The organism is Vibrio sp. OY15 (assembly GCF_000742455.1).
GTDB classification, from domain to species: domain Bacteria; phylum Pseudomonadota; class Gammaproteobacteria; order Enterobacterales; family Vibrionaceae; genus Vibrio; species Vibrio alginolyticus.
This window is the reverse complement of sequence record NZ_JPIL01000006.1, coordinates 475,343-501,882: the sequence shown is the minus strand read 5'-3', so window position 1 is coordinate 501,882 and position 26,540 is coordinate 475,343. Positions and strand designations below refer to the sequence as shown.

Annotated in this window: 24 protein-coding genes; 7 read left to right on the top strand and 17 right to left on the bottom strand. The window is 43.8% G+C overall.

Annotated features, from left to right (window positions below; translation table 11 throughout):
- Positions 1–6: 6 nt before the first annotated feature.
- Complete coding sequence (ptsP, locus tag IJ23_RS09425; RefSeq protein WP_033906109.1) at positions 7–2,253, bottom strand: phosphoenolpyruvate--protein phosphotransferase; 2,247 nt, start codon at positions 2,251–2,253, stop codon at positions 7–9.
- Positions 2,254–2,255: 2 nt separating this feature from the next.
- Positions 2,256–2,777 carry an RNA pyrophosphohydrolase gene (gene rppH / locus IJ23_RS09420; protein WP_005381953.1) on the bottom strand — a complete coding sequence of 174 codons (522 nt, stop codon included), beginning with the start codon at positions 2,775–2,777 and terminating at the stop codon, positions 2,256–2,258.
- A 619-nt stretch (positions 2,778–3,396) separates the two neighbouring features.
- On the opposite strand from rppH, the gene mutH reads away from it, so the two are divergent.
- Positions 3,397–4,077 (top strand): DNA mismatch repair endonuclease MutH, encoded by a 681-nt coding sequence (gene mutH / locus IJ23_RS09415; RefSeq protein WP_017821501.1) that lies wholly within the window; start codon positions 3,397–3,399, stop codon positions 4,075–4,077.
- A gap of 15 nt (positions 4,078–4,092) precedes the next feature.
- Here the strand turns inward: mutH and IJ23_RS09410 are convergent, their stop codons facing one another.
- Positions 4,093–4,404: a DUF6482 family protein gene (locus IJ23_RS09410; protein ID WP_005381772.1), complete on the bottom strand. Its 312-nt coding sequence runs from the start codon at positions 4,402–4,404 to the stop codon at positions 4,093–4,095.
- A 154-nt stretch (positions 4,405–4,558) separates the two neighbouring features.
- On the opposite strand from IJ23_RS09410, the gene IJ23_RS09405 reads away from it, so the two are divergent.
- Positions 4,559–5,593: an NADP(H)-dependent aldo-keto reductase gene (locus IJ23_RS09405; RefSeq protein WP_033906108.1), complete on the top strand. Its 1,035-nt coding sequence runs from the start codon at positions 4,559–4,561 to the stop codon at positions 5,591–5,593.
- A gap of 131 nt (positions 5,594–5,724) precedes the next feature.
- Here IJ23_RS09405 and IJ23_RS09400 read toward each other — a convergent pair whose 3' ends face one another.
- From IJ23_RS09400 to xerD, 7 genes are all read right to left on the bottom strand, one after another.
- Positions 5,725–5,976, bottom strand: a complete 252-nt coding sequence (locus IJ23_RS09400; protein WP_005381776.1) for a hypothetical protein — start codon at positions 5,974–5,976, stop codon at positions 5,725–5,727.
- A 528-nt stretch (positions 5,977–6,504) separates the two neighbouring features.
- The gene (gene vpsR, locus IJ23_RS09395; RefSeq protein ID WP_017635067.1) at positions 6,505–7,839 is read right to left on the bottom strand and encodes a cyclic-di-GMP-binding transcriptional regulator VpsR; all 1,335 of its coding nucleotides are present in this window, start codon (positions 7,837–7,839) and stop codon (positions 6,505–6,507) included.
- Positions 7,840–8,082: 243 nt separating this feature from the next.
- Entirely contained in the window at positions 8,083–9,600 is a 1,518-nt protein-coding gene (gene lysS, locus IJ23_RS09390) for a lysine--tRNA ligase (RefSeq protein ID WP_005382861.1), read from the bottom strand.
- Between the two features lie 34 nt (positions 9,601–9,634).
- Positions 9,635–10,733 (bottom strand): peptide chain release factor 2 gene (prfB, locus tag IJ23_RS09385; RefSeq protein WP_100068604.1). Its coding sequence is split into 2 segments (ribosomal slippage): positions 9,635–10,657 and positions 10,659–10,733, totalling 1,098 coding nucleotides; the frame shifts between segments, so codons are not numbered across the junction.
- Between the two features lie 173 nt (positions 10,734–10,906).
- Complete coding sequence (gene recJ, locus IJ23_RS09380) at positions 10,907–12,646, bottom strand: single-stranded-DNA-specific exonuclease RecJ (protein ID WP_017635068.1); 1,740 nt, start codon at positions 12,644–12,646, stop codon at positions 10,907–10,909.
- Positions 12,647–12,689: 43 nt separating this feature from the next.
- Complete coding sequence (gene dsbC / locus IJ23_RS09375) at positions 12,690–13,478, bottom strand: bifunctional protein-disulfide isomerase/oxidoreductase DsbC (protein WP_005381786.1); 789 nt, start codon at positions 13,476–13,478, stop codon at positions 12,690–12,692.
- Positions 13,479–13,537: 59 nt separating this feature from the next.
- Positions 13,538–14,455, bottom strand: a complete 918-nt coding sequence (gene xerD / locus IJ23_RS09370; protein WP_005381788.1) for a site-specific tyrosine recombinase XerD — start codon at positions 14,453–14,455, stop codon at positions 13,538–13,540.
- A 157-nt stretch (positions 14,456–14,612) separates the two neighbouring features.
- On the opposite strand from xerD, the gene fldB reads away from it, so the two are divergent.
- A complete protein-coding gene (gene fldB / locus IJ23_RS09365; protein ID WP_033906107.1) occupies positions 14,613–15,131 on the top strand; it encodes a flavodoxin FldB in 519 nt (172 codons plus the stop codon).
- A gap of 72 nt (positions 15,132–15,203) precedes the next feature.
- On the opposite strand, the gene brnQ is transcribed toward fldB, so the two are convergent.
- Positions 15,204–16,514: a branched-chain amino acid transport system II carrier protein gene (gene brnQ / locus IJ23_RS09360; RefSeq protein WP_005381792.1), complete on the bottom strand. Its 1,311-nt coding sequence runs from the start codon at positions 16,512–16,514 to the stop codon at positions 15,204–15,206.
- Positions 16,515–16,844: 330 nt separating this feature from the next.
- Between brnQ and IJ23_RS09355 the strand changes: the two genes are divergently transcribed.
- Positions 16,845–17,564: a tRNA1(Val) (adenine(37)-N6)-methyltransferase gene (locus tag IJ23_RS09355; RefSeq protein ID WP_033906106.1), complete on the top strand. Its 720-nt coding sequence runs from the start codon at positions 16,845–16,847 to the stop codon at positions 17,562–17,564.
- 107 nt (positions 17,565–17,671) lie between these two features.
- Positions 17,672–18,895: an ATP-dependent RNA helicase SrmB gene (gene srmB / locus IJ23_RS09350; protein ID WP_005381797.1), complete on the top strand. Its 1,224-nt coding sequence runs from the start codon at positions 17,672–17,674 to the stop codon at positions 18,893–18,895.
- A 110-nt stretch (positions 18,896–19,005) separates the two neighbouring features.
- Here srmB and yaaA read toward each other — a convergent pair whose 3' ends face one another.
- Entirely contained in the window at positions 19,006–19,782 is a 777-nt protein-coding gene (yaaA, locus tag IJ23_RS09345; RefSeq protein ID WP_005382848.1) for a peroxide stress protein YaaA, read from the bottom strand.
- A 110-nt stretch (positions 19,783–19,892) separates the two neighbouring features.
- Positions 19,893–21,326, bottom strand: coding sequence for an alanine/glycine:cation symporter family protein (locus IJ23_RS09340; protein ID WP_005381800.1), 1,434 nt, complete (start codon positions 21,324–21,326; stop codon positions 19,893–19,895).
- A gap of 721 nt (positions 21,327–22,047) precedes the next feature.
- Between IJ23_RS09340 and IJ23_RS09335 the strand changes: the two genes are divergently transcribed.
- Positions 22,048–22,233 carry a DUF3545 family protein gene (locus tag IJ23_RS09335; RefSeq protein ID WP_005381805.1) on the top strand — a complete coding sequence of 62 codons (186 nt, stop codon included), beginning with the start codon at positions 22,048–22,050 and terminating at the stop codon, positions 22,231–22,233.
- A gap of 236 nt (positions 22,234–22,469) precedes the next feature.
- Here the strand turns inward: IJ23_RS09335 and IJ23_RS09330 are convergent, their stop codons facing one another.
- The 3 genes from IJ23_RS09330 to nfo all read right to left on the bottom strand — a co-directional run bounded on the left by IJ23_RS09330 (position 22,470) and on the right by nfo (position 24,989).
- A complete protein-coding gene (locus IJ23_RS09330; protein WP_005381807.1) occupies positions 22,470–23,021 on the bottom strand; it encodes a hemerythrin domain-containing protein in 552 nt (183 codons plus the stop codon).
- Positions 23,022–23,134: 113 nt separating this feature from the next.
- Complete coding sequence (gene ung / locus IJ23_RS09325; protein WP_005382846.1) at positions 23,135–23,815, bottom strand: uracil-DNA glycosylase; 681 nt, start codon at positions 23,813–23,815, stop codon at positions 23,135–23,137.
- 289 nt (positions 23,816–24,104) lie between these two features.
- The gene (gene nfo, locus IJ23_RS09320) at positions 24,105–24,989 is read right to left on the bottom strand and encodes a deoxyribonuclease IV (protein ID WP_017635072.1); all 885 of its coding nucleotides are present in this window, start codon (positions 24,987–24,989) and stop codon (positions 24,105–24,107) included.
- A gap of 326 nt (positions 24,990–25,315) precedes the next feature.
- On the opposite strand from nfo, the gene grcA reads away from it, so the two are divergent.
- Positions 25,316–25,693, top strand: a complete 378-nt coding sequence (grcA, locus tag IJ23_RS09315) for an autonomous glycyl radical cofactor GrcA (protein WP_005381814.1) — start codon at positions 25,316–25,318, stop codon at positions 25,691–25,693.
- A 110-nt stretch (positions 25,694–25,803) separates the two neighbouring features.
- Here the strand turns inward: grcA and IJ23_RS09310 are convergent, their stop codons facing one another.
- Positions 25,804–26,463 carry an NADPH-dependent FMN reductase gene (locus IJ23_RS09310; RefSeq protein WP_033906105.1) on the bottom strand — a complete coding sequence of 220 codons (660 nt, stop codon included), beginning with the start codon at positions 26,461–26,463 and terminating at the stop codon, positions 25,804–25,806.
- Positions 26,464–26,540 lie beyond the last annotated feature (77 nt).

Sequence of the window (26,540 nt, the reverse complement as noted above, 5' to 3'; positions counted from 1 at the left end):
GATTTCCTACTTTTTACCTGCACGGATAAAGCCCGCAAAGCCCTGTTGAATGAAGAAGTCATGCATCATTTGATGAATGTCCTCCCCATAGGACTTTGTCATTGCTTGCTCCGCTAATTTTTCTAATTCTTCTTGTTGACTATGACGAATCAAATATTTCACCTTAGCCACGTTGGAGGTGTTCATACTCAAACTGGTATACCCTAACCCAAGTAAGAGAAGAGCGCCAAATGGATCACCCGCTAGCTCACCACAAATACACACGGGCACCTGATATTTATCACACACCTCATGGATTTGCTTAAGCGCTAACAGTACCGCAGGATGCATAGATTCATAGACATCCGCTACGCGCGAATTGTTCCTATCTACCGCTAATAAATACTGAGTTAAATCGTTTGTCCCGACAGAAACAAAATCAACACGGTGAGCAATCGTTGGCAACAGATACACCATCGATGGTACTTCAATCATGACCCCAATTTGTGGGAATTGAATTCTATCATCAAGCAAAACGGCTTCGCTGTGAGCTTGATTAATCAAGCTAATGGCATCGTCTAGCTCTTTTACCCCTGACACCATTGGCAATAAGATACTTAAGTTTCCGCTTTCTGCACTCGCTCTTAACATTGCACGCAGCTGGATCAAGAAAATGTCTGGATGATCCAATGTAAAACGAATGCCACGCCAGCCTAGAAACGGATTATCTTCTTCGATGGGCAAATACGGCAAAGGTTTGTCACCACCAATATCCAAAGTACGCATCACTACTCGTTGATTCGGATAGCTGTTAAGTATTGCTTGGTATTGATGATACTGCTCATCTTCCGAAGGAAAGTGATGCTGAAGTAAAAATGCAATCTCAGTTCGGTACAACCCAACACCATCAACACCTGTGTTGATGGCAATATTACTGTCTGCACTGAGTCCCGCATTCAGCATAATTTCGATATGGTGATTATCTTGCGTAACCGCAGGGAGTGCGAGGTCCTTGTTTACCATGGCAAACAATTCAGACTCTTCGCTTACTAAGCTGCGATACTCTCGCAACAACTGGCGGTTTGGCTCTAAGAAGATCTCACCCGTATAGCCGTCGACTATCCCGAGTTTGCCATTAACCACATCCGGATTAATGTTGGCGCCCATGACTGCAGGGACCCCAAGAGCTCGAGATAAAATGGCAGCGTGAGAGTTAGCGCCTCCCTCTAATGATACGACAGCTAACAAAAACTCTTTAGGTACAGAAGCGAGCAAGGTGGCAGTGAGTTCATTCGCCACCAAAATAATGGGACGATCAATTGCAGAATTTTCTTGCTCGCTGTTGTGTAGAAAATAGAGCAGCCTTTGCCCTAACTCTCGGATATCTTGCGCTCTTTCACGCATGTATACATCCGACATTCTGGCAAATCGATTCGAGTATGACTCTACAACTTGGCGTAACGCCCAGTCTGCCCTATCTCCTTTTTCAATCTGCTTCTTCAAATCACCGCGAAGCATCGGATCATTCAGTAAGTGAGTAAACAGATCGAAGATCGCAAGCGCATCTTTGTTGATTTCACTGTCCAGCTTTTTCCGCATACGGCGAAAGTCATTTAACGCTCGCTCTATGGCCACCAGTAATGTCTCGTGCTCGCGTTCCTTATCTAACGTGGACGAAGGGAAAACATCCGATAAACTCGGCTGGGTATTGTCGAACCAAAACTCTCCAATCGCGACACCAGTAGACGCAGGCAAACCTTTTAATACCGTGGGTTTAGATGCTAACTGCCAATGCCCAAGACTCTGCGCATGTGCAATGAGCACCGCTAACTGAGCGGATAAAGTAACAAGAAACGATTCTTCCATTTCACTAAACAAGCGCGGTGTTTTTTGTTGGATCACCAACACACCTAAAACTTGTTTACGATGAATGATTGGAGTAGCTAAAAAAGAGTGGTAAATCTGTTCGCCGAGTTGAGGAAAGAATTTGAACTCGGGGTGTTTTGAGGCTTCGGCAAGGTTAAGGGGTTCAGCGCTTCGTTTTACCAACCCAACCAAGCCTTCATTGAAGTTGATATGAATACTATCACCTTCAAAAATAAGGCCTTGAGTTGCCATTAACTCAAGGCGCTGCATTTCTTCATTAGCAAGATAGATAGTACAGCACTCAGTACTAAGGGCAGCACAAGTCTCTTTCACCAATATATCGAGTGCCAGATGCACATCATCGACCCTGGAGACTTTCTCAACTATTTCCCTTAGCTGACTGAGCATGATTATCCTCTACGTTGCTTTTTTCTTTTCCCTTTCGCTTTTCTCTCTCGAAAAGGCATGGCTAAGGATGCAAATTCTTTCATCGCTCGTCGATAAACATCTCGCTTGAAAGAAACAACTTGCCTAACTGGATACCAGTAACTTACCCAGCGCCAACCATCAAATTCAGGGGATTTTCCGCGTTGCATATTAATGCGAGACTCATCGCATTCTAATCTCAGCAGAAACCATTTCTGTTTTTGGCCGATACAAACAGGCTTGGAGTCCCAACGCACCAATCGCTTTGGTAGCTTATATCTTAACCAATGACGACTTGTTGCAATGATCTTAACGTCTTTTTTCGTTAAACCGACTTCTTCGTATAACTCCCTGAACATGGCTTGTTCAGGGGTTTCACCTTCGTCAATCCCACCTTGTGGAAATTGCCATGAGTGTTGCCCGTATCGTTTAGCCCAGAAGACCTGACCATGGTTATTACATATCACAATACCAACATTAAGTCGGTAACCATCGCCATCTATCACTGGCTAACCTCTATGAATAAATTTTTTATTACCGTGATTTTTCCACATATCCCCATTACTAGCAAACTTACTGATGTGATATGAGCAAGATTTATTACCTTTTCAGCATTTTTGGATATCTTTTAATCAAACCATACCTTATCAACACAAGAGTGAGACATTGCCCACATTTATTCACCTTTTCTGTGAATAACTTTGTGAAGAATTCAATTCAAATGAGTAATTCAGTTCAATCCCATCAAATGAAAAACAAATGAATAAACAAAAAAACAAACATAAAACATTGATAAAAAAGTATTTATTTTTAAAAACAACGATAATTCGATCTTCAATTTCTTGATGATCTTTTCACCAAACTCAGATCGGTCAAAGATCCACCAACAGGCTATTTATCCACACTTACCTGCTATTCGTTTAGATGATTACAACAAAATCAACCCCAAAAATGCATTTTAACCCCTGTTTATTCATACAGACCTCGTCAGGATCTTATCTATATCTCCTCCACCTGTGGATAAGTTATGAATTGATCGTTCTTACACCGCCTCGGTGAAATCTTAAACAGTAGATTTGGTCGGAGTTTGATAAACTATATTTTTTGTAATACCACCTTGTAACTATGAAACCAGAACCACAAACAGAAGCAGAGCTATTGGAACGAGCGCATGATATGGCAGGACTCAGTTTTGCTGAGTTGGCCGCCGAGGCGAATATGATTGTTCCTGAAAACTTAAAACGTGATAAAGGTTGGGTGGGTCAATTACTCGAATGGCACTTGGGCGCTCCAGCTGGCAGTAAACCTCAACAAGATTTCGCAAAACTAGGGATCGAGTTGAAAAGTATTCCGATCAGTTACTCTGGCAAACCTTTAGAAACAACCTTTGTTTCTGTGGCCCCCCTCACTGGTGTTCATGGTCTTACATGGGAAACAAGTCATGTTCGAAACAAGCTATCTCGTGTGCTTTGGGTACCCGTAGAAGGAGAACGAGAAATCCCACTCGCTGAAAGACGTGTGGGCAGTCCACTCATTTGGTCACCAGATGAAGAAGAAGAACGGATTTTGCGAAATGACTGGGAAGAGTTAATGGAGATGATCGTCTTGGGAAGATTTGATCAAATTTCCGCCAGACACGGAGAAGCGCTGCATCTTCGCCCTAAAGCCGCAAATGCAAAAGCGCTCACCGAAGCATATAACTCAAATGGTAAGCCGATGAAAACTTTGCCCCGAGGCTTTTACCTTAGAACACAGTTTACTGAACAGATCTTACTCAAGCACTACATTAACACTCAACCAGAATAAAACTATATCAGCTATTTAGTGCGTCACGAGCGATAACTCAATATCGCAGTATGAGGCTGCCTCTTCAGTGCCACATTCGTCATACGCATTGCGCAGCCTTAAATACGCTTTATCGACCCCTAACCTCAATAGTTCTTCTTTTACTAAGTCTAGAGAGCCAAAATGTATCGGGTCTTCACCGTCTTTAATCGGCTCAAGTTGATGCTTGTACTCCACAGCTAAAAGATAGTCAGAGACATCAGAACACCCAATCACAAATACTTTGGGAGTTTTATAAGTATCTTTATGTGGACCATGTAGCCACATGTCCAATTGATGCTTCTGCATAACATACCTCCTTCACACGATCATTTAAGTGTAGTTAGGCTAACTGTAGCTTTCGAGTTTGCTCTTCCTTTATACGTAAATCATTTGCGATTGCGGCTACAAATCCCCTATATTGGAGTCACTTATTTAGTCGGTAACTCTTCAAGGACGTGATATGCAATACACAAAACTACCGCACTCATCACTTGAGATCAGTAAAATCTGCCTCGGCACTATGACGTTTGGCGAGCAAAACACAGAAAAGGACGCCTTTGAACAGCTCGACTTTGCCCTCGATCATGGGGTGAACTTCATCGATACCGCAGAGATGTACCCTGTACCGCCAAACTCGGAAACACAAGGGCTCACCGAGCAATACATCGGTAATTGGTTAGCAAAAAGCGGCAAAAGAGAGAAAGTAGTACTGGCAACAAAAGTGGCAGGCCCTCGCAATGTTCCTCACATTAGAGACAACATGAGCCTTAATCGTCGCCACATCCATACAGCAATTGATGACAGCCTTAATCGTCTACAAACCGATTATGTCGATTTGTACCAACTACATTGGCCGCAGCGTCAAACCAACTGCTTTGGTCAACTCAACTACCCATACCCTGACAAACAAGAAGAAGTCACGTTAATTGAAACGTTGGAAGCGCTTACTGAATTAGTGAATGCAGGTAAAGTGCGCTATATCGGCGTATCCAACGAGACGCCGTGGGGTGTGATGTCGCTATTGCGTTTGGCAGAAAAACACGATTTGCCAAGAATTGTCTGCATTCAAAACCCATATAACTTATTGAACCGCAGCTTCGAAGTTGGCTTGTCTGAAATCAGCCATTACGAAGGCGTTCAGTTACTTGCCTACTCTCCTTTGGCATTTGGCTGCCTGAGTGGTAAATACCTAAACGGGGCAAAACCTGAAGGCGCTCGATGCACTAAGTGGGAGCGTTTTGCGCGCTACTTCACTCCGCAAGGTGTTAAAGCGACCGAAGCTTACGTCAATTTAGCTCAAGAGCATGGTCTAAACCCTGCACAAATGGCGCTCGCGTTTGTCAATCAGCGTCCATTTGTTGCTTCTAACATTATCGGTGCAACAAACCTAGACCAATTAAAAGCCAATATCGACAGTATTGATTTGCAACTTAGCGACGAACTACTTACTGAAATTCAAGCAATAGGTACAACTTACTCGAATCCTTGCCCTTAACGGTACCCCCCTCAAACGAAAACAGCTGACCTTCAAGATCAGCTGTTTATCCAATGAAGTCATACTTCATATAAAAAGTTAAGCGTGTTGAATGACTCGTTAGCAACTCAGTCAGTCCAACACGCTAACGATTACGTCATTATTCGCGACGTTAAAACTCGACGAAGATGACGAACTCGACGTTCAACTTTTACTGCATCCGGAACATTGGCACGTGTAGAACGACCATCGCGATCTAAACCAATATCCCTCAATAGATGAACATTCGTCCATGGAATATCATGAGCAGTTCGGCGTATGGTACGCTGCCATTGCTTTTCTTCGCGTTTAAGGTCTGCTTTCAATAGCAAAGTGGCCAATTGTAAGTAAATAGAGTGACGCATAATATTTTCTCCGATTATCGATGTATTCGACTGGGAAAAATAGTGCGTAAAATGAACAGAAATATTCTGTTGATACTAAGCCGCTACTTTCCCGCAGCCTAGTAATAAATATGATAGGTTACGGATTAATTTTTATCTTGTGAGCCAGTGGTATTGGTATCATCCGATTTAAGGGTTATCGGAGCGATAGGCATACGATCAGCGCAAGCAGTGGTGTTAACAACGTAATGTTTCATCTTGCGCCTCCTAGCTAAAAATTAATCCGTTTATGAAAGGTATAACTCATTGAGTTACGGTTAAATTGTAAGCTTTGATGAATATATATCAAACATTTTTTGCCTTTTTGATTAAAAACAAATCAATACACCGCAATTTAGTTTCATATACTTTTATGTATAACATATTCACCTGAGGAATATATAAATTTGCGGATTTTATAAATCAAACCAAACAAAAATAAAAAGAGCGGCTCTGTGGCCACTCTCTTTTATTGTATTTATTCGCCTATTTAACACAGGGAAAGGCCAACTACATGGCTTGTTCGGAAATCAAGTTATGTTTATTAAGTAGTCGATACATGGTTGCACGCGAAACTCCGAGCTCTTTCGCCGCATTTGAAACTTGACCAGAATGAGATTCCAAAACAACCAGCAACGCATCACGTTCACTCTTCTCTCGGATTGATTTCAAGCTGCGCTTTGAGTCATTACGTTGAGGTAAATCTAAGTGATGCTCTTCAATCATTACGCTGTCGGACATTAATACCGCTCGCTTCACTTGGTTCATCAGCTCACGCACATTTCCAGGCCAGAAATAACGTGTCAGTGCCTTGAATGCATCCTCAGAAAAGCTTTTTGCTTGCGAGTTGTACTCTTTTGAGAACTCTTGTAAGTAGAAACGAGCCAGCAATGCGATGTCACTCGCACGTTCTTTCAAGCTAGGGACATTGATGCGCAGAACGTTGATGTAATGGTAAAGCTCTTCATTGAAGTCACCGTCAATCAAAGCTTTTTCAACATCCGACGAGTTAGCAGCAAGAATACGCACGTTAACCGCTTTTACGCCATCTTTAGTATCAATGGTGCCTTCTTGCAAGAATCTCAGCAGATTCATTTGCTGCTCTTTTGAAATGGTAAGAATGTCATTAAACAACACGGTGCCACCATCTGCTTGTTCAAGCAGGCATGCTTCCATATCTTCATCGGCGTTAATACCAAATACTTCAGCTTGGAAACGTTGTTCATTGAGTGCGCGACAGTTAATTGCCATAAACGGTTTATGAGAGCGTGAAGAGACTTTATGGATGGCCCTAGCAACCGCCTCTTTACCAGTCCCACTTTCCCCAGAAATCAGAATGCTGACGTCCGTTGGACCAATGCGCTTCACTTGATCGCGTAAACGTTTCATCGGGATAGATTCACCGATCAAACCCATATCTAAACTGCTACCAAAACTAGGCCAAACTTTTTTCTCCAACTTAAGCATGCCAAGCTGGTGACCTATTGTGCTTAATAACTGTGCATCTGGGATCGGCGCTGTGAAAAAATCGATACAAAAGTTAACAATGAACTGGCATATGGTGTCAGTGCCAAGCTGAGATTCACGAATAAACGCTAACCAACGTACGTGTTTGTGAGAGCTGACTAAGTTCGCCAAGCCATTCAAGCTGAACTCGTCATGGCTGAGATCAACAATACCGATACATGGACCAATATCTTCTAACAGCGTATTAGCTTTGCGTAAATCACCTACTTGGTGACACTTCCAGCCCACTTGCTCCAGTACCGATAACCAAGGCTCATAAGTACCGCCAACTACCACAAGCGATCCCGGGATGGAATCCATCTTAAACTGCCCAGCCATTCTCTAACCCTTTTTCATTGTTAATAGAAATTTTGTGCCACAAACTTATCTTTGCGAGCGGGTAACATTATCGAGACTCCGCCCCCTCACGTCTGTCTCAGTATTAAGACTATGCAATAGATTGAGATTTGGCGAATGTTTATTTGCATATCCCATTAAAAAGCAAATGCAACAACTTGAATTAACTTAACTAAAAGGCAAAAAAAAACCACCCGAAGGTGGTTTTTTACTCATCCTATCGAATTACGCTTGCGGGCGCATTGCAGGGAATAGGATCACGTCACGGATAGTGTGCGTGTTAGTCAGTAGCATAACCAAACGGTCGATACCGATACCTTGGCCTGCTGTTGGCGGTAGGCCGTGCTCTAGAGCAGTGATGTAGTCTGCATCGTAGAACATTGCTTCGTCGTCACCAGACTCTTTCGCTTCAACCTGTGCTTTAAAGCGTGCATCTTGGTCTTCAGCATCGTTAAGCTCTGAGAAACCGTTCGCTACTTCACGGCCACCGATAAAGAACTCAAAGCGGTCTGTAAAGAACGGGTTATCATCGCTACGACGAGCCAACGGAGAAATATCTGCTGGGTAACCAGTGATGAACGTAGGCTGCATTAGCTTAGGTTCTGCTGTTTCACCAAAGATCTCTTCAAGAAGCTGACCACATGTCCAGAAAGGTTCTACTTCAACATGAACAGATTTCGCGATAGAAACCATTAGATCACGGTTTTGTAGGTCTTCTTCTGTTAGCGCTTGGATTTGCGCGTGGTCTGGGTTGTAGTGCTTGATTGCTTCGAACATGCTCATACGAGTGTAAGTACCACCAAACTCAACCGTTTCATCACCGTAAGGCATTGACGTTGAACCTAGAACTTCTTGCGCCACTGAGCTTAGTAGTTCTTCAGTTAGGTCCATCAGATCTTTGTAGTCTGCGTACGCCATGTAGAATTCCATCATTGTGAATTCTGGGTTGTGGCGTGGAGAAAGGCCTTCGTTACGGAAGTTACGGTTGATTTCGAATACGCGATCAAAACCACCAACAACTAGACGCTTCAGGTATAGCTCTGGCGCGATACGTAGGTACATTGGCATGTCTAGTGCGTTGTGGTGCGTGATGAATGGACGCGCACTCGCACCGCCAGGGATAACGTGCATCATTGGCGTTTCAACTTCCATGAACTGCTTAGAGATCATGAAGTTGCGGATTGCAGACATTACTTTAGAACGTACTACGAACGCTTGACGAGAGTCTTCGTTAACGATCAGGTCAACGTAACGTTGGCGGTAACGCATCTCTTGGTCAGTTAGACCGTGGAACTTTTCTGGAAGTGGACGTAGTGCTTTGGTTAGCAACTCGTACTCTTCCATGTTCACGTATAGGTCACCCTTACCAGACTTATGAAGTGCACCTTTAACACCGATGATGTCACCGATATCTAGACCTTGGTATTTTTCTTTAAGTACTTTTTGAACCGCTTTGTCAGCATAAGCTTGGATACGGCCAGAAGTTTCTTGAATTACCAAGAATGGACCACGTTTAGCCATGATACGGCCAGCGATTGCTACTACGTGGTTAAGCTCTTCTAGCTCTTCCTTCGTCTTTTCACCGAACTCTTTCTGAAGGTCGCCCGCTAGTGCGTCACGACGGAAGTCGTTTGGATGGCCGTTCGCTTTGCAGCTCTTTCGGATTGCATCCAGTTTAGCGCGGCGTTCAGCAATCAGCTTATTTTCTTCTAGTACAGTTTCGTTTTGAACAGCATCAGTCATTTTCGATGTATCCTGTTTTTGTCGGTGAAAAGCTTTATAGACCTGATTTCAGGCTAGCTTCAATAAATTTGTCCAGATCGCCATCAAGAACCGCTTGAGTATTACGGTTTTCAATGCCCGTACGGAGGTCCTTAATACGTGAGTCATCCAATACGTAAGAACGGATCTGGCTACCCCAGCCAATGTCAGACTTAGCGTCTTCATTAGCTTGTTTTTCCGCATTTTGCTTTTGCAATTCAAGCTCAAATAGCTTCGCTCGAAGCTGTTTCATTGCCTGATCTTTGTTCTTATGTTGAGAACGGTCATTCTGACACTGAACCACTGTGTTCGTAGGTACGTGCGTAATACGTACCGCAGATTCTGTGGTGTTTACGTGCTGACCACCTGCGCCTGACGCACGGTAAACGTCAATGCGTAGGTCGGAAGGATTAATGTCGATGTCGATGTTTTCATCAATCTCTGGATAGATGAACGCAGAAGCAAATGACGTATGGCGACGACCGCCTGAATCGAACGGAGATTTACGAACAAGACGATGAACGCCCGTTTCAGTGCGTAACCAACCGTACGCATATTCACCAGAGATGCGAACTGTTGCCGACTTAAGACCCGCGACTTCACCTTCAGAGACTTCAATCACTTCAGCTTTGAAGCCCTTCGCTTCTGCCCAACGTAGGTACATACGCAGCAGCATGTTAGTCCAGTCTTGTGCTTCTGTACCACCAGAGCCAGCTTGCAAATCGATGTAACAATCAGAGCTATCGTGGTCGCCAGAGAACATACGACGGAATTCAAGCTTTTCTAGCTTCTCTTCCAACTCAGCGAGTTCTGGTTCAATTTCGTCAAATGTTTCTTGATCTTCTTCTTCTACAGCCAGCTCAAGAAGACCTTCTACATCTTCCACACCTTGCTCTAGTTGATCAATGGTTTCAACAACCGCTTCTAGTGATGCACGCTCTTTACCCAGTGCTTGCGCACGCTCAGGTTCGTTCCATACATCTGGTTGTTCAAGTTCTGCGTTGACTTCTTCTAGACGCTCTTTCTTCGCGTCATAGTCAAAGATACCCCCTCAGGACATTTGTGCGCTGAGACACGTCCTGCAGACGGTTTTTAATTGGATTGATTTCAAACATGTTTACTCAACATTTTAGAATAGAATTTAACCGAGAAATTCTACTGAAAAATGTGACCGAGATACAGGAAAATTTCGGATGAGAAATCAGATTGCGGTGAGAGAGAGCACGGTCATAAAATTTTACACCCACTTAGGGATAACCGTACTCTATAAGAAAGGTTAATCTAGGTATTACTTAGCTTCGATATGGTCGATCATCAATTGCAATGATTGATTACCACGAAATTCATTCACATCCAGCTTATACGCGAGACGTACTGTTTTAACCGATGCATCTGGCCATCGACGTAGATCAACATTGAATGCGATACCGTCGATCATCACATTGGTAGGGTGACCTTTATAAAGCGGCTCTAACATCAATTTAAGATGCTTCTCACCCACCAGCTTTTGATGCAGTACTTTAAACTCACCATCAAAGATTGGCTCTGGGAAAGCTTGTCCAAAAGGGCCACCCGATCGCAGCTGTTCAGCAACATGCATAGAGAACTCTTCCGGCTTAAGTTCGCCATCGGACATGATCACGCCTTTTAGCGCCGCTTCATCGAGTTCCTTTTTTACCACTTCATCAAACAAACGACTGAAACGCTCAAAATCCTGCTCTTTAATCGTTAAGCCTGCTGCCATGGCGTGTCCACCAAACTTGATGATCAAACCCGGGTTTTGCGTGTCGATGAAATCCAACGCATCGCGCATGTGTAGCCCCGGAATAGAACGACACGAGCCTTTAATCGTCCCTTCTCCGCCATCAGCAAATGCAATGACTGGACGGTGAAACTTCTCTTTAATACGCGAAGCCAAAATACCAATCACACCTTGATGCCAATCACGTTGGAACAAGGCTAGGCCATAAGGAAGCTCATTGCCTTCACCAAACTGAAGGCGCTCACAGAAAGCCATCGCTTCTTGCTTCATGCCTTCTTCAATCTCTTTACGAGTTTGGTTCAAGCCATCCAATTCACTTGCCATGCGACGAGCAGCGTGGATGTTGTTACACATCAATAGTTCAACACCGAAAGACATGTCATCAAGACGACCTGCAGCGTTAATACGTGGACCTAAAGCAAAGCCAAAATCGGACGCAACTAAACGACGCGCATCGCGCTTCGCGACCTCAATTAATGCCTGGATGCCGGGACGCGCTTTGCCCGCACGAATACGTTGCAAGCCTTGGTGTACAAGAATGCGGTTGTTTTCATCCAATGGAACGACGTCGGCGACGGTACCCAGTGCAACAAGGTCAATCAGTTCCATCAACTTGGGCTCTTGCATCCCCTGTTCTGCAAACCAATTGTGTTTTCGCATATGAACGCATAGTGCCATCATGAGATAAAACGCGACCCCTACACCCGCAAGCGCTTTAGATGGAAAGCTACAGCTCTCAAGGTTTGGGTTCACCATTGCATCCACATCAGGCAACACTTGTCCTGGCAAGTGGTGATCGGTAACAAGCACGGTAATGCCATTTTCTTTTGCGTAACGCACGCCTTCGATTGATGAGACGCCGTTATCCACCGTCATGATCATCTCAGCGCCAAGCTCTAAGGCTTGGTCAACGACTTCTGGGCTTAACCCATAACCGTCTTCAAAACGATTTGGCACTAGGTAATCCACATTGTGACTACCAAGCATGCGCAGCGCGAGTACTGATAATGCTGAGCTTGTCGCGCCATCAGCGTCAAAATCACCGACAACGATGATGCGTTTTTGTTCTTTTATCCCCTGAAACAAAAGATCGACAGCTTGCTCAATCCCCCCGAGTTTTTGATATGAATGCAACCCACGGGCCGACGTTTCTAATTGTGAAAGATCCGTTATCCCACGGTTGATGTAGATACGTTTAAGAATCGGAGGAATGGAATCAGGAAGAAGGGAAAGATCAGGTTCAGGACGTCGTTGAATTTCTATCATGCTTAAAAGAGCCGACAACTTTGCCGACTCTGCTCCTAATGGATTATAGTTGCTTTAAACGTTTCAATAGCTCTGCAGGTGGTAGGTAGCCACCAACCATTTCGCCATTCGGTAAGAAGATTGCTGGCGTACCAGAAATACCCAATTGGCGACCTAGATTGTAATGCGCCTGGATGGTTTCTTTACACTGTTTCAGGTCTTTCGCAGGGTTATCAAATGTACGATTCACTTTCGCGTTGTGCATTGCCGACGCCGGATCTTCAGCACACCAAATCGTTGCCATTTGTTCTGCCACAGGGCCAGTTGCACCTTGGCGAGGGTAAGCCATGTAACGCACTGTAATACCTAGATCATTATAGCCTTGCATTTGGCTATGCAGACGCACACAGTAACCACATGTGATATCGGTGAATACGGTCACAACGTACTTTTCATCGTCGGCTTTGTATTCGATCATGCTATCGGAGAACTGCGCAATTTTCTCGGCGTTAAGCGGCGCTTGACGCTCTGCTATGACATCTTTGTAACTGCCATCATCATTAATGGCATAAAGCGTACCGGCGATAAAATGGCTACCATCATTTGAAGCAAACAGGATCCCGCCATTGGTTTGAATTTCCAATAAGCCAGCGACGTCTGATGGTTGAATATCAACGATAGATAAACCAAGCTTTGAGAACTTAGTTTTTAATGCTGCTTCATCAAAGCCGCTTTGTGCAGCTGGCGCCACTTGTTGCGCAGGAGTCTCCGTTTGAGCCTGACTTTCTTCTGCACCACAAGCGGTAACAAAAAATGGTAAAGTCAGCAGAGTTAGTCGGCGTAATACGCTCATGAAATTCACCTTAATGTAAAATCGTTTTTCCAAGAGGACATGGATGAATCTAACCATTGTTATGCTCTTGGGTGGTGTTGACTGTGGATCTGCTTCAATCGTTCAGTCGCCACGTGAGTATAAATTTGCGTGGTCGATAAGTCACTATGTCCTAAAAGCATCTGTACGACCCTGAGATCTGCGCCATAGTTCAATAAATGCGTGGCAAAGGCATGACGCAGTACGTGCGGCGACAGCTGATCAGTATCAATCCCTGCTATCAAAGCATAGTACTTAATACGGTGCCAAAACGTCTGACGAGTCATTTGTCTTGCGCGTTTACTAGGAAAAACAATATCAGATGATGTATCACCAAGTAACGCAGGACGCCCTTGTTGAATGAACGTCTCGATCCAATCGACCGCGTTTTCCCCCATAGGAACTAGGCGTTCTTTACCACCTTTACCAGTCACGCGCACCACCCCTTGGCGCAAGCTAACATTTTCCATGGTCAAACTGACGAGCTCTGTCACACGCAACCCTGTCGCGTAGAGTAGCTCTAGCATCGCTTTATCGCGCAATTCTATAGGGTCGTTCGGGTCTGGCGCCTCGAGCAACGCGTCCACTTGCTCTTCACTAATATCTTTGGGTAAACGTTGTGGCAGTTTAGGACTAACCAAGAGCGCACTCGGGTCATCAGCGCGCACCTTCTCACGATGCAGGTATTGGAATAAACGGCGAATCGCCGACAACATACGCGCACGAGACGTCTGTTTGTAATCTAAATCTACAAGGTGGCTTTGATATTCTTGCAAGCCAGACAAACTGATAAAATCAAGACGGTATCGATGTTTTTCCATCCACACGAGCAACTTCATTAAATCGTTTCGGTAGGAAGCCAACGTGTTCTCTGATAGGCCACGCTCCATCCACATCGCATCTAAGAATTGCTCAACAAGCGAAAAATCTTGTTGATTGACAGGCTGTTGTGCCGTCATGAATGCTTCCTTATCTGTTTATATTTACAGTATTTAGATTAAAGCACCTGCCAATCCAATACCATAAAAAATCATCCCACATAGGATATTCGCTGCAATCTTCCTCAATTTATGGTTAGAATCTTCCACAACAGCAACACAAATAACGACGAATATAATGAAAATCGGACTCTTTTACGGCTCAACGACCTGCTACACCGAAATGGCAGCAGAGAAAATTCGTACCCTTATTGGTGAAGACCTTGTCGACATTCACAATGTGAAAGAGACACCGTTATCACTAATGGCGGACTACGACTTATTACTCCTTGGCATCTCAACTTGGGATTTTGGTGAAATTCAAGAAGATTGGAACGCGATTTGGCAAGACATCGCGACCACACCACTGAAAGGCAAAGTTGTAGCGCTGTTTGGTCTGGGTGACCAAGAAGGTTACGGAGAGTGGTATTTAGATGCGATGGGCTTACTTCACGATGAATTGCAAGCCACAGGCGCAACCTTTATCGGTTACTGGCCAAATGAAGGCTACGAATTTGAAGCATCGAAAGCATTGATCGAAGATAGCAGCAAGTTTGTTGGACTTGCGTTAGATGAAGACTCACAGTACGAACTGAGTGATGAACGCATCGAAAAATGGTGTGAACAAGTTCTTGTGGAATTCCACGACACGCTTTAATAGCGCAAACACGTCATCATTAAAAAGTAAAAAGCCCGATGAAGTAATTCATCGGGCTTTTTATTATCTTGATTACGCGGTTTCTTGTGCTAGCTCTGGGCGAGGTTTCGCGATGAAGAACATGCACACGATAGCCGCAAATGTTGGAAGCACCCAACCCATGCCGACTTCGAATAGTGGCAACATGTTAAACGCAGAAACATCAATACCCGATACTTTTGCCGCATCAACTAACGCAAACAGCAGAGATACAAGCAGTACCGCACGGTAAGCAAAGCGTGGATTCGGCAGTTTGCTGCGCACAAATGTTAGTGCAACCAACGCAATCGCCACAGGGTACAGCGCAAACAATACTGGCACTGACAGAGAAATCAGCTGCGCAAGACCAACGTTTGCAACCAATGCACAAACAGAACCATTAATCAGTACCCATTGCTTGTATGACAGTGGTGTTTTCGAGCTGAAGAAATCTGAACACGCAGAAATCAAGCCAATCGCGGTTGTCAGACACGCTAGCAATACGATGACAGACAGAACGATTTGACCGTATGGACCAAACAACGCTTGAACGTATTGGCTAAGTACTAGGCCACCATTATCAGCACCAGCAGCAACCGTTGCACTCGTCGCACCTAAGTAAAATAGTGAGATGTAAACAAACGCAAGACCAGCAGCAGCAATACAACCTGCATAGATCAGATATTTAGTAGTTGCAGAGCGCTCAGTAATGCCTTTACCGCGCAGTGCATCAACCATCAGCATACCAAACATCAATGACGCGAACGTATCCATTGTGTTGTAGCCTTCTAAGAAGCCTTTGGTCAGAGGCTGCGTTAGGTATTCACCGTGCGCGCCAATCATATCGCCCTGAGGATCAAGGAAGACAGCGACAGCAAGAATGATCAAACCAACGAACAATGCTGGTGTCAGTACTTTACCGATGAGATCGATCAAACGGCCTTGGAACCATGAGAACATCATTGCTGCGATAAAGAAGATCACTGAGAACGCTGTCAGATGCGTTTGTGATGCCTCAAGGAAGAAAGGTTTCACCGCCATCTCGTAAGCCACTAGGCCAGTACGAGGCGCTGCAAACGCAGGACCAATGATGATGAAAATCAGTGCAGCCATAAGAACTGCCGCTTTTTTCGGAAGATCTTGCGTCAAGTGATCCCAAGAACCACCAGCAACAGCAATAGCAACGATAGTAATAAGAGGTAGACCTACCGCTGTTAGCAAGAAACCAAACATAGCTGGCATTAAGTTTTCACCCGCTAACTGACCCGCTAGAGGTGGAAAGATAATATTGCCCGCACCTAAAAAGAACGCAAATAGCATAAAGCCTACTGCGATAATATCTGTTAGTTTTAACGTCTGCTTCACAGATAACCCTTGTCTTTTAATTAATGAATGTTGTGTATGCTTAGACCACTTTTTGTATACCTAAAGTCAATAAGTACACGTGGTTCAATCTATAAAATTTTCGCCGCATAATGACGAAAGACTCATCATTTGGCAACCTTTAAGAAAAAAACACCATATTAATTTAGTTTTCAAACTTAAAAGCAGTGGATATAACCAGATCCAAATAACAGACCAGTTCTTTATCTCGATCAATTAACAATACAATTTAATAACCAACAAAACAACAATCTATACAATTAATAAACAATAGAGCAATCCACTTAATTATTGAGCAAATATAAAACAATCATGAAGAACAAAAAACTGAAAACTAAAGGCTTCAATTTTAAGCAATTTTGTATTGAGGGCGGCGAGAGTGGTATGCCAGTCAGCACAGATGGGGTAATGCTTGGTGCTTGGATTCAAAGCCCTAACGACGCTAAAATTCTCGATATTGGCACTGGCACTGGCCTGCTTGCCCTGATGTGTGCTCAACGCTTTACGGAAACTCAAATAACCGCGGTCGATATCGAATTAACAGCCGTTGCTGCCGCGCAAAAAAATATGGCCCAGTCTCCTTGGTCAGATCGTGTAAGTGTGCATCACACAGACATACTGCACTTTACGCCGACACATCCATTCCAACGCATCATTTGTAACCCGCCCTACTTCAACAGCGGCGAGCAATCGAAACACAGTCAACGTGCAACCGCGAGGCACACTGATACGCTAGGCCATAACGCATTGCTACAGCGTTGCTATCATTTGCTTGATGACGAAGGGAGAGCTAGTTTTGTTTTGCCAATCACCGAAGGCGAGCAGTTCATTGAGCTAGCATTAAACCAAGGTTGGTATCTATCGAGGATCTGTCGTGTGCAACCATCAGAAAAGAAACCAGTACACCGACTGTTATTTGAACTGTCAAAACGACCTTGCGATTCGCAAACGTCACATTTAATTATCCGTTCAAATGACGGCTATAGTGATGATTTCATCCAGTTAACCCGCGAGTTTTATCTTAAGATGTGAAATAACATGTGATCCTTATCACCAATCACTTTATAATGTGCGACCTTTTTGTATTCTATGCTGTTGTGGCGAACCATTAACCAAGCTTTGCTTGTGGAGAACTCATTGTGATCAGAACCTTTGCTGAACTTGATCTAGACCAAAACCTACTTGAAGCCATTGAAGAGATGGGTTACGAACGCCCAACAAAAATTCAGGCAGAAGCGATTCCACAAGCGTTGGACGGTCGTGACATTCTAGCGTCAGCGCCAACAGGAACTGGTAAAACGGCCGCCTTCGTCCTGCCAGCATTGCAATACTTGCAAGACTTCCCTCGTCGTAAGCCTGGGCCTGCGCGTATTTTGATCCTAACGCCTACTCGCGAACTGGCGATGCAAATTGCCGATCAAGCACGTGCTTTGGCAAAAAATACCAAACTCAACATTTTCACCATCACTGGTGGTGTTCAGTACCAAGAGCACGCCGACATCCTTGCAACAACGCAAGACATTGTGGTTGCGACACCTGGCCGTTTAAAAGAATACATTGATGCAGAACGTTTTGATTGTCGTGCAATCGAATGGTTAATCCTTGATGAAGCAGACCGTATGCTAGATATGGGTTTTGCTCCTACTGTCGATCGCCTATCGAACGAATGTCGCTGGCGTAAGCAAACCCTTCTGTTCTCAGCAACGTTAGAAGGGAAAGGCGTAGAAGGCTTTACCGCAGATCTGTTGAATGACCCAGCAGAGATTGATGCAAAATCGCCGCTGCGTGAGCGTAAGAAAATTGCTCAGTGGTACCACCGAGCTGATGATGCAGAACACAAACTGGAATTACTAAAACACATTATTACTCAGCAGGCTGAACGCACCATCGTCTTTTTAAAGACTCGTGAGCGTTTGGCTGAGCTACGAGCGCAGCTTGAAAGCGCACAGATTCCATGTTCTTGGATTCAAGGTGAAATGCCTCAAGATCGTCGTAATAATGCGATTTCTCGCTTCCGCGATGGTACTGTGAACGTGCTGCTCGCGACGGACGTTGCTGCGCGCGGTATCGATCTTCCGGATGTATCACACGTTATCAACTACGATATGCCACGCACGGCTGATGTTTACCTTCATCGTATCGGCCGAACTGCTCGCGCAGGTAAGAAAGGTAACGCTATCTCAATCGTAGAAGCACACGACCAACCAATGATGGATCGCGTTGCACGTTACGTGAAAGAAGACATCAAAGAGCGTTTCGTGAAAGAGATGCGTCCTAAACACAAAAAGCCCGTGTTTAAGAAGAAAAAGAAAAAAGACGACAAGAAAAAAGTAGCGAAAAAGAAAACCGCTAAGAAGAAGTAATCTTGTTGGGGCCAAGTAGCTCAAGCTAGAAAATAACAAAGGGTTGGCAATGCCAACCCTTTTTTCGTTTGTGCTGAAAGAGATTAACGTCGATTACGTCTCAATCAGCTTTATTTTTGCTCTTCGCGTTTAAATACTAACTCTGTTGGCGTCGATTCATCTTCCACAAAGTAGTAACCCGCCGTATCAAACTTAGTCAGGTCTGCCACGCTCTCAACACGGTTTTCAATGATGTAACGCGCCATCATACCGCGCGCTTTCTTCGCGTAAAAACTGATGACCTTGTATTGACCATTCTTACAATCTTTGAATACTGGCGTGATCACTTGCGCATCTAAATTCTTTGGCTTAACCGCTTTAAAGTATTCATTTGATGCAAGGTTGATAAGGACATTATCACCTTGAGCAGAAATCGCTTCGTTAAGCTTGTCCGTAATAACATTGCCCCAAAACTGGTACAAGTTCGTACCTTTGTCGTTTGCAAGCTTGGTACCCATTTCAAGACGGTATGGCTGCATCAAATCAAGTGGTTTTAGTAAACCATAAAGACCCGATAGCATACGCAGATGATCTTGAGCATATTCGAAGTCCGCTTCAGATAAACTTTCGGCGTCTAGCCCTGTGTAAACGTCACCTTTAAATGCAAGAATAGCTTGTCGAGAGTTTTCCGTGGTAAACGTTTCACTCCACTCTTGGAATCGGCCCACATTTAAATCGGCAATCTTGTCGCTCACTTTCATTAAAGAGGCAACATCAGCAGGAGTCAGTTTGCGGCAAACATCGATAAGCTCTTTTGAGTATTCGACCAACTCAGGTTGAGTAAATTTTTCTGTCGCTAACGGAGACTCGTAATCAAGAGTCTTCGCTGGAGAAACTACGATAAGCATGACTTTCCCTTCTCTAATTTTGTTTTTAATAGGGTACAAAAAAAGCCATGCATTGTCTGCATGGCTTTTTACATCGTACTAATAGCTTTCAACTATGAGTGATAGCTCACTTAGTCTTTTTTATCGTTGTACCAAATGCCTTCTTCAAGCTGAGATTTCAGCTCTGGGAAATCATTCGCATCAAATGTTGGCACTTTGCCTTCACCAAGCTGGCGATTGTAATCTTTGGCCAGTTTAATCACGATGCCAGATAGCAAGATGATCGCCACCAAGTTGACTATCGCCATCAGACCCATAGAGACGTCAGCAAGCGACCATACGACTGGTAACGAAGCTAGTGCACCAAACATCACCATACCAAGAACAATAACGCGGAAAATGCTTAAGCCCGCTTTATGATTGTGCTCTAGGAAGATTAAGTTCGTTTCAGCATACGAGTAGTTTGCAATGATTGAAGTAAACGCAAAGAAGAAGATTGCCACAGCAACAAAGATGCCGCCCCAATCGCCAACTTGTGAGCTCAATGCACGCTGAGTTAGCTCGATACCCGTCACTTCTGTTGCTTGACCGACATACTCACCAGACATCAGGATGATAGCCACTGTTGCAGAACAGATAACGATCGTATCCATGAACACGCCTAGCATCTGTACGTAACCTTGAGACGCTGGGTGTGGTGGGTAAGGTGTTGCTGAAGCTGCCGCGTTAGGTGCAGAACCCATACCTGCTTCATTCGAGAATAGACCGCGCTTGATACCGTTAATCATTGCCTGTGCAATTGCGTAGCCAAGACCACCTGCTGCTGCTTCTTGCAGACCAAATGCACTCTTAAAGATAAGCATCAATACATCAGGTAATTTCTCTAGGTTAGAGAACATGATGAACAGCGCTAGGGCTAGATAAAGTAGTGCCATGATCGGAACGATCATCTCAGCAACTCTTGCGATACGCTTGATGCCACCGAAAATAACAATTGCAGACAGTAAAACAACGGCAATACCGACATACAGGTTATTCCAACCAAATGCGTTGCTCATTGCATTGGCAATTGAGTTAGCTTGTACGGCGTTGAATACCAAACCAAAAGCGATGATTAGGAAAACTGAGAACAACACGCCCATCCAACGCATGCCCAGGCCTTTTTCCATGTAGTAGGCAGGGCCACCACGGTAGTTGCCATCATCATCTTTGGTTTTGTATAGCTGCGCCAGTGTGCTCTCAGCAAACGATGTTGCCATACCAAGCATTGCAATCAGCCACATCCAGAAGATCGCACCAGGACCACCCGCAGTCAATGCAACTGCAACGCCCGCCATGTTACCTGTACCAACACGTGCAGCAAGACTAGTACAAAGCGCTTGGAAAGAGGAAATACCAGCTTTGTCTGCTTTACGGCTGTTCTTAAGAACAGAGAACATGTGGCCGAAATGGCGGAACTGAATGAACCCTAATCGAACGGTGAAGTAAATACCAACACCAACAAGAAGATAAACCAGAATCGAACCCCAGAGGAGATCGTTCATCAAATTGATTAAGTCTGTCATGTGTACCTCAAAGTGAGTTGCGCCAGTCTATGCGTCCTAGCCATCCACCAAATTGCCTGCTAAGTGTCAAAGTGTGCTTAGCTTTTTAAGTAATGTTTATGGGCAATCTAGAATCGTAAACGTCGCTTCATGCATCCATTTTACGTACCAGCGTATTTTTTGACGGGCGGATAATGCAACCTAGGAGCGCAAAAATCAATATGCAACAATAAGAATAACATTGTTATTTTTCACTATAAAGTCACCAAAAAATAACATAAATAGAAGACTTAACACTCAAACTGCGCAACATTTCAATTACCAAACACCAACATAAATAATTATTCTTCATTAAATGGAATGGCAAACCGTATAAACAAGAACAAGCTAGTATTCACAAGGTGTTACATAAATTTACGCTAGTGACTTACCATCTAATTGAACACTATTTCATCAAACTGATTTTATGCAACTTTAACCTTTGCGCAGTGCACCCATTCATCAAATCGAATTAACATAGAAAATTTCTCTATTTAATCGTTTTCTTGAGATCGTTTGTGCATTTTTTATCCACATCGTTGCAATAAAAAGTGTGATTTTGAGAATATTTTTGCACGAAAATGTCATGCTACCGACACAAATGCGAAATATATCATGGTTATTCTCACGGCTATTGTGGTACTTAAAAAACTCCACAAGGACTGGTTACAACAGTTTAGCTTAAGAAAGGTAAAGGTGGCTTATGGAAGGCTTTCAACTAGATGACATTTTTAATCTGGATACTACCTCAACAACCAAATCTCGTGCCAAACCAGTAAAGCGAAAGTGGCGTGAAATAGAAGAGATGAACGACAGACGCAATTTGCTTAAAGAGCTGCGCGAACTTGATGTCTGTACCGATTATAACTTGGAAGACATTAAACTCTAATTCAAACAAAAGGCACCTTACAGGTGCCTTTTGTTTTTTGTTTACAGTGACCGTAAACACCGTGAGTTTATGTACCAAGGTTTAAGTATGAATACCATTATTACTCAATGAGAATCTTCCGTACTTTTTGCCGAGAAATATGCACACTAAATTTTCGGTTGATTCCCAATAAATAAGAAATGTATCTCACAAACCCGAGAGACGGCTTTCGCTCGCTCAGGTTTCATCACTCAGGCTTAAACATACTCAGTATCACTTTGACGAACACGTTCGGCCAACTGCTTATAACGATCAGCAATCGTGTCACCAAACACAGGATCATCCTCACTGACGCTCCATAAGCTCTCGACATGCTGCCAATCTTCTGTGGTAAATAACTCTTCAATGAGAGGCAAAATTTTTCGCTCTTCTAGCTCCAAGTGGTGCCTTTGCGATTCTATGAAATCTTCTAGGTGAGCGACAAACATGTCTTGTGGCACAACAGCATCCTGAAGGATCATCTCTATCACGGATGAAAACTCTCTGGTTTTACTCGCTAACTCTAGATGTTCTTTCTCTAAATTTTCCATGGTTTGTTGCTTACCATAGTGTTCAAGAAAGTGGTGATAGAGGATATCTTCTTTCGGGTGGTGTACTTTCTCCGAATGATTAGAGAGGTAATCAACAATCTCGCTTACTAACGCATAGTTGATTACACGTTCTTTTTTTATCTCATTAAGCTTATGGCGCAGTATCGCCAACAGACGAACCATATAACCATGTTCGCGTCGAATTCTTTCGATCATCATAGCGTCTCTCCTTAACACCTACTTTTAGTAAGTGTACATGAGAAATTTACTATCAGCCTCGAGCGTGCTCAAAAAAACAGCGATCATACCATCCATGATCGCTGTCTCTTCATTTATACCGTTAATGGCAAATGCCAGTTAATTGGTGCTTTTTCTTGTGATGTAAGCAACTGGTTTGCTTGAGAGAAATGCTTACAACCGAAAAAGCCTCGATGTGCAGAAAGTGGCGATGGGTGTGGGGCAGCTAACACATGGTGCTTATTGCGATCGATAAAACGACCTTTCTTCTGTGCATGTGAACCCCATAGCAAGAACACTACACCTTCTTGATGCTGATTAATGGCTTCAATCACTCGGTCAGTAAACGTTTCCCAACCTGTCTTTGAATGTGAATGCGCTTTACCTTGCTCCACCGTTAATACCGTATTGAGTAACAATACGCCTTGTTCAGCCCAGCTTTGCAAAAAACCATGTTGAGGGATTTGGAAACCTTCAATATCTTGCGCCAGCTCTTTATACATATTAACCAGTGACGGTGGCGTTTTAATGCCAGGCAGTACAGAGAAACACAGGCCATGCGCCTGATTTGGGCCGTGGTATGGGTCTTGTCCTAGAATCACGACCTTAACGTCTTTGAACTCGGTAAAACGAAACGCGTTAAAGACATCTTTTGCGGGAGGAAAAATAGCTTTGCCTGCGGCGCGTTCGGCTTCAACAAAATTCAAGGTGTCTACAAAGTAGCTCTGCTTTTTCTCTTCGCCGATCACATCGTGCCAAGTGGGTGACTGATTCATGGAAAGTTCCTGTCCTAAATTTTGCTTCTATTCTAACGAGCGAAACTCAAACAAACAAAAACTTACCACGAACTTGAGACAAGTAATAAAAGACTAATGCTTCTGTGGCGTTCGAAAATGACCCTGTCCGGTAATGTGACGATTAGGCATCGGTAAGCGAAGCACGCGACGAGTGTAAGCATAAGGAGTAAAAGAGAGTGGTCGAGACATGTTGGCATCCTTCTTTGCTAATTCAGAGATTGATGTTCAATGACTAAGAAAGAAAGGTGCCAACTTTGTGGTTACGCCATTAACTGTCAATGGCCGCTAAATGGAATTGACGCAACGTGTTGATCTCTCGCTGCCAAATATCTGGATCAATTGTTTCTAAAATCAGAGGGATACCATCAAAACGAGGGTCTTTCGCGATGTACTCAAAGCAATCCCACCCGATCTCTCCTTTACCAAGAGAATGGTGGCGATCTACTTTGCTGGCAAACTCTACTTTTGAATCATTTAGATGCATTGCTCTTAAATAGTGCATACCTACTATACGGTCGAACTCTGCAAAGGTGCGCTTGCAATCTTCTTTTGTACGTAAGTCATAACCAGCCGTAAAGGTATGGCAGGTATCAATACAAACGCCGACACGATCTTTATCTTCCACTTGCTCGATGATTTCAACAAGGTGCTCAAACTTCCAGCCTAAGTTAGTGCCTTGACCTGCCGTATTCTCGATAACAGCGATCACATTCGGCACCGCTTTATGCGCAAGATTGATCGACTCGGCGATCGTCGCGAGGCACTCCTGTTCAGAGACTTTCTTTAGGTGACTACCCGGATGGAAGTTAAGCAAAGTCAGCCCCAACTGATTACAACGCTCCATTTCATCAATAAATGCCGCGCGGGATTTATTCAGCTTTTCTTCTTCCGGCGCACCCAAGTTAATCAGATAAGAATCATGGGGAAGAATATGTTCTGCTCCGAAACCCAGCATTTTACAGTTCGCTTTAAACGCACTGATGGTTTTTGATTCTAAAGGCTTCGCCGCCCACTGGCGTTGGTTTTTTGTAAATAGTGCGAATGCATTCGCGCCAATTTCACGAGCTCTCAACGGAGCTTGATCGACCCCACCAGCAGCAGAGACATGTGCACCAATGAGTTTATTCCCAAGCTTGTTTTTCATGTTTGTCATTTAATCACTTTAGACTTTCAGTATTGCTACCTAAATACAGATAGTTGCGTTAACCAGTTTAAATTTTAATCTCAATTTGTAGTAAATTTACAACAAAACCAGTTATTAAATATTTTTTATATTATCAAATAAATTGTAATTAGTTTGTTTTCAAAGGTTTTATTGATTTAACTCAATAAAATTACCTTAATAAAAATAATGTTTTTGGTTGTTTTTTGACTTAAATCAATATTAAAATAGTGGATATTAGCTATATAATACTCAGCTCAACGAAAATTCGAAAATTAACACCAATAATCACCACGTAAGTGGTCTAGGAGATAGTGATGATCCAAGGTATCCAAATTACAAAAGCGGCAAACGACGACCTACTAAACTCTATCTGGCTATTAGATAGCGAAAAAAATGAAGCTCGTTGTGTTGCTGCAACTGCTGGCTACGAAGCAGACCAAGTTATCGCAATCAGCGACCTAGGTGAATACGAAAGCCGTGAAGTTGCAATCGAAACTGCTCCTCGTATCGAAGGCGGCCAACACCTAAACGTGAACGTGCTTAAACGCGAAACACTAGAAGATGCAGTTGCACACCCAGAGAAATACCCACAACTAACTATTCGTGTTTCTGGTTACGCAGTACGTTTTAACTCGCTAACTCCAGAGCAACAACGTGATGTAATCGCTCGTACTTTTACTGAGACTCTATAATCTCTCAGTAAACTAGCTCGCTAGAATTTAAAAAGCTTGGTCAGCAATGACCAAGCTTTTTTGTTTCAGAATCCTTCTAACCCCTTTCTATAATGGAAAGCAACTCGCCTCTAAGGTGCATTTCTTTGCGAAGGATCTTTCTGAAACGCTTGCGCTACAGAGGTTGGATCAAGCCTATCTCTTTGCAGTGACGCCCCTTCTGCCCACCAAATCAATTGATGCATAGTGCGATTCATATAGTTGTCCCACTGCGTCTGCTCCGACTCATCCGCAGCAACGCCCTGTTCATCAAAGACTTCTTGCGCTTTCGGAATGTGGATCATCGCAGAGACAGGTAGACATCCAAGTTCAGATAAGAAGGTACGCATAGAAACGGCAGCTCTAACACCACCCCATTGTCCGGCAGAATAGGTCACGATAGCACTCGGCTTGTAAGAAAACAGCGAACTGCCGAAATGGTTAAGCATGTTCGCCAAAGCAGGACTCATCGAATGGTTATATTCCGGGCTAACCATCACATACCCATCCGCATGTTTGATTTTGTCTGCCAGCTCACTTAGGTGCTGCGGAACTTTAGAGCGGTGATAAGCAAACTCGGGCTTAAACACATCGCCAAAGTCGTAATTCAAAGGGTCGATGATTTCGACCATATGTTGCGAATGTTGACTCGCGATGAGTTTTTCACACGCTTTACTGACTCGCATTCCTAAACGGGCTGGTCGTGGTGGCGTGCTGTTTCTCACTGAGCCAAGAAAAATCAAAAAATGCATGCTTCTCTTTCTATCTCATTTAGTTAAGTTCGTTTCTCAATCATAAAGAGAGTCAAAACTTACCGACAATAAAAAAG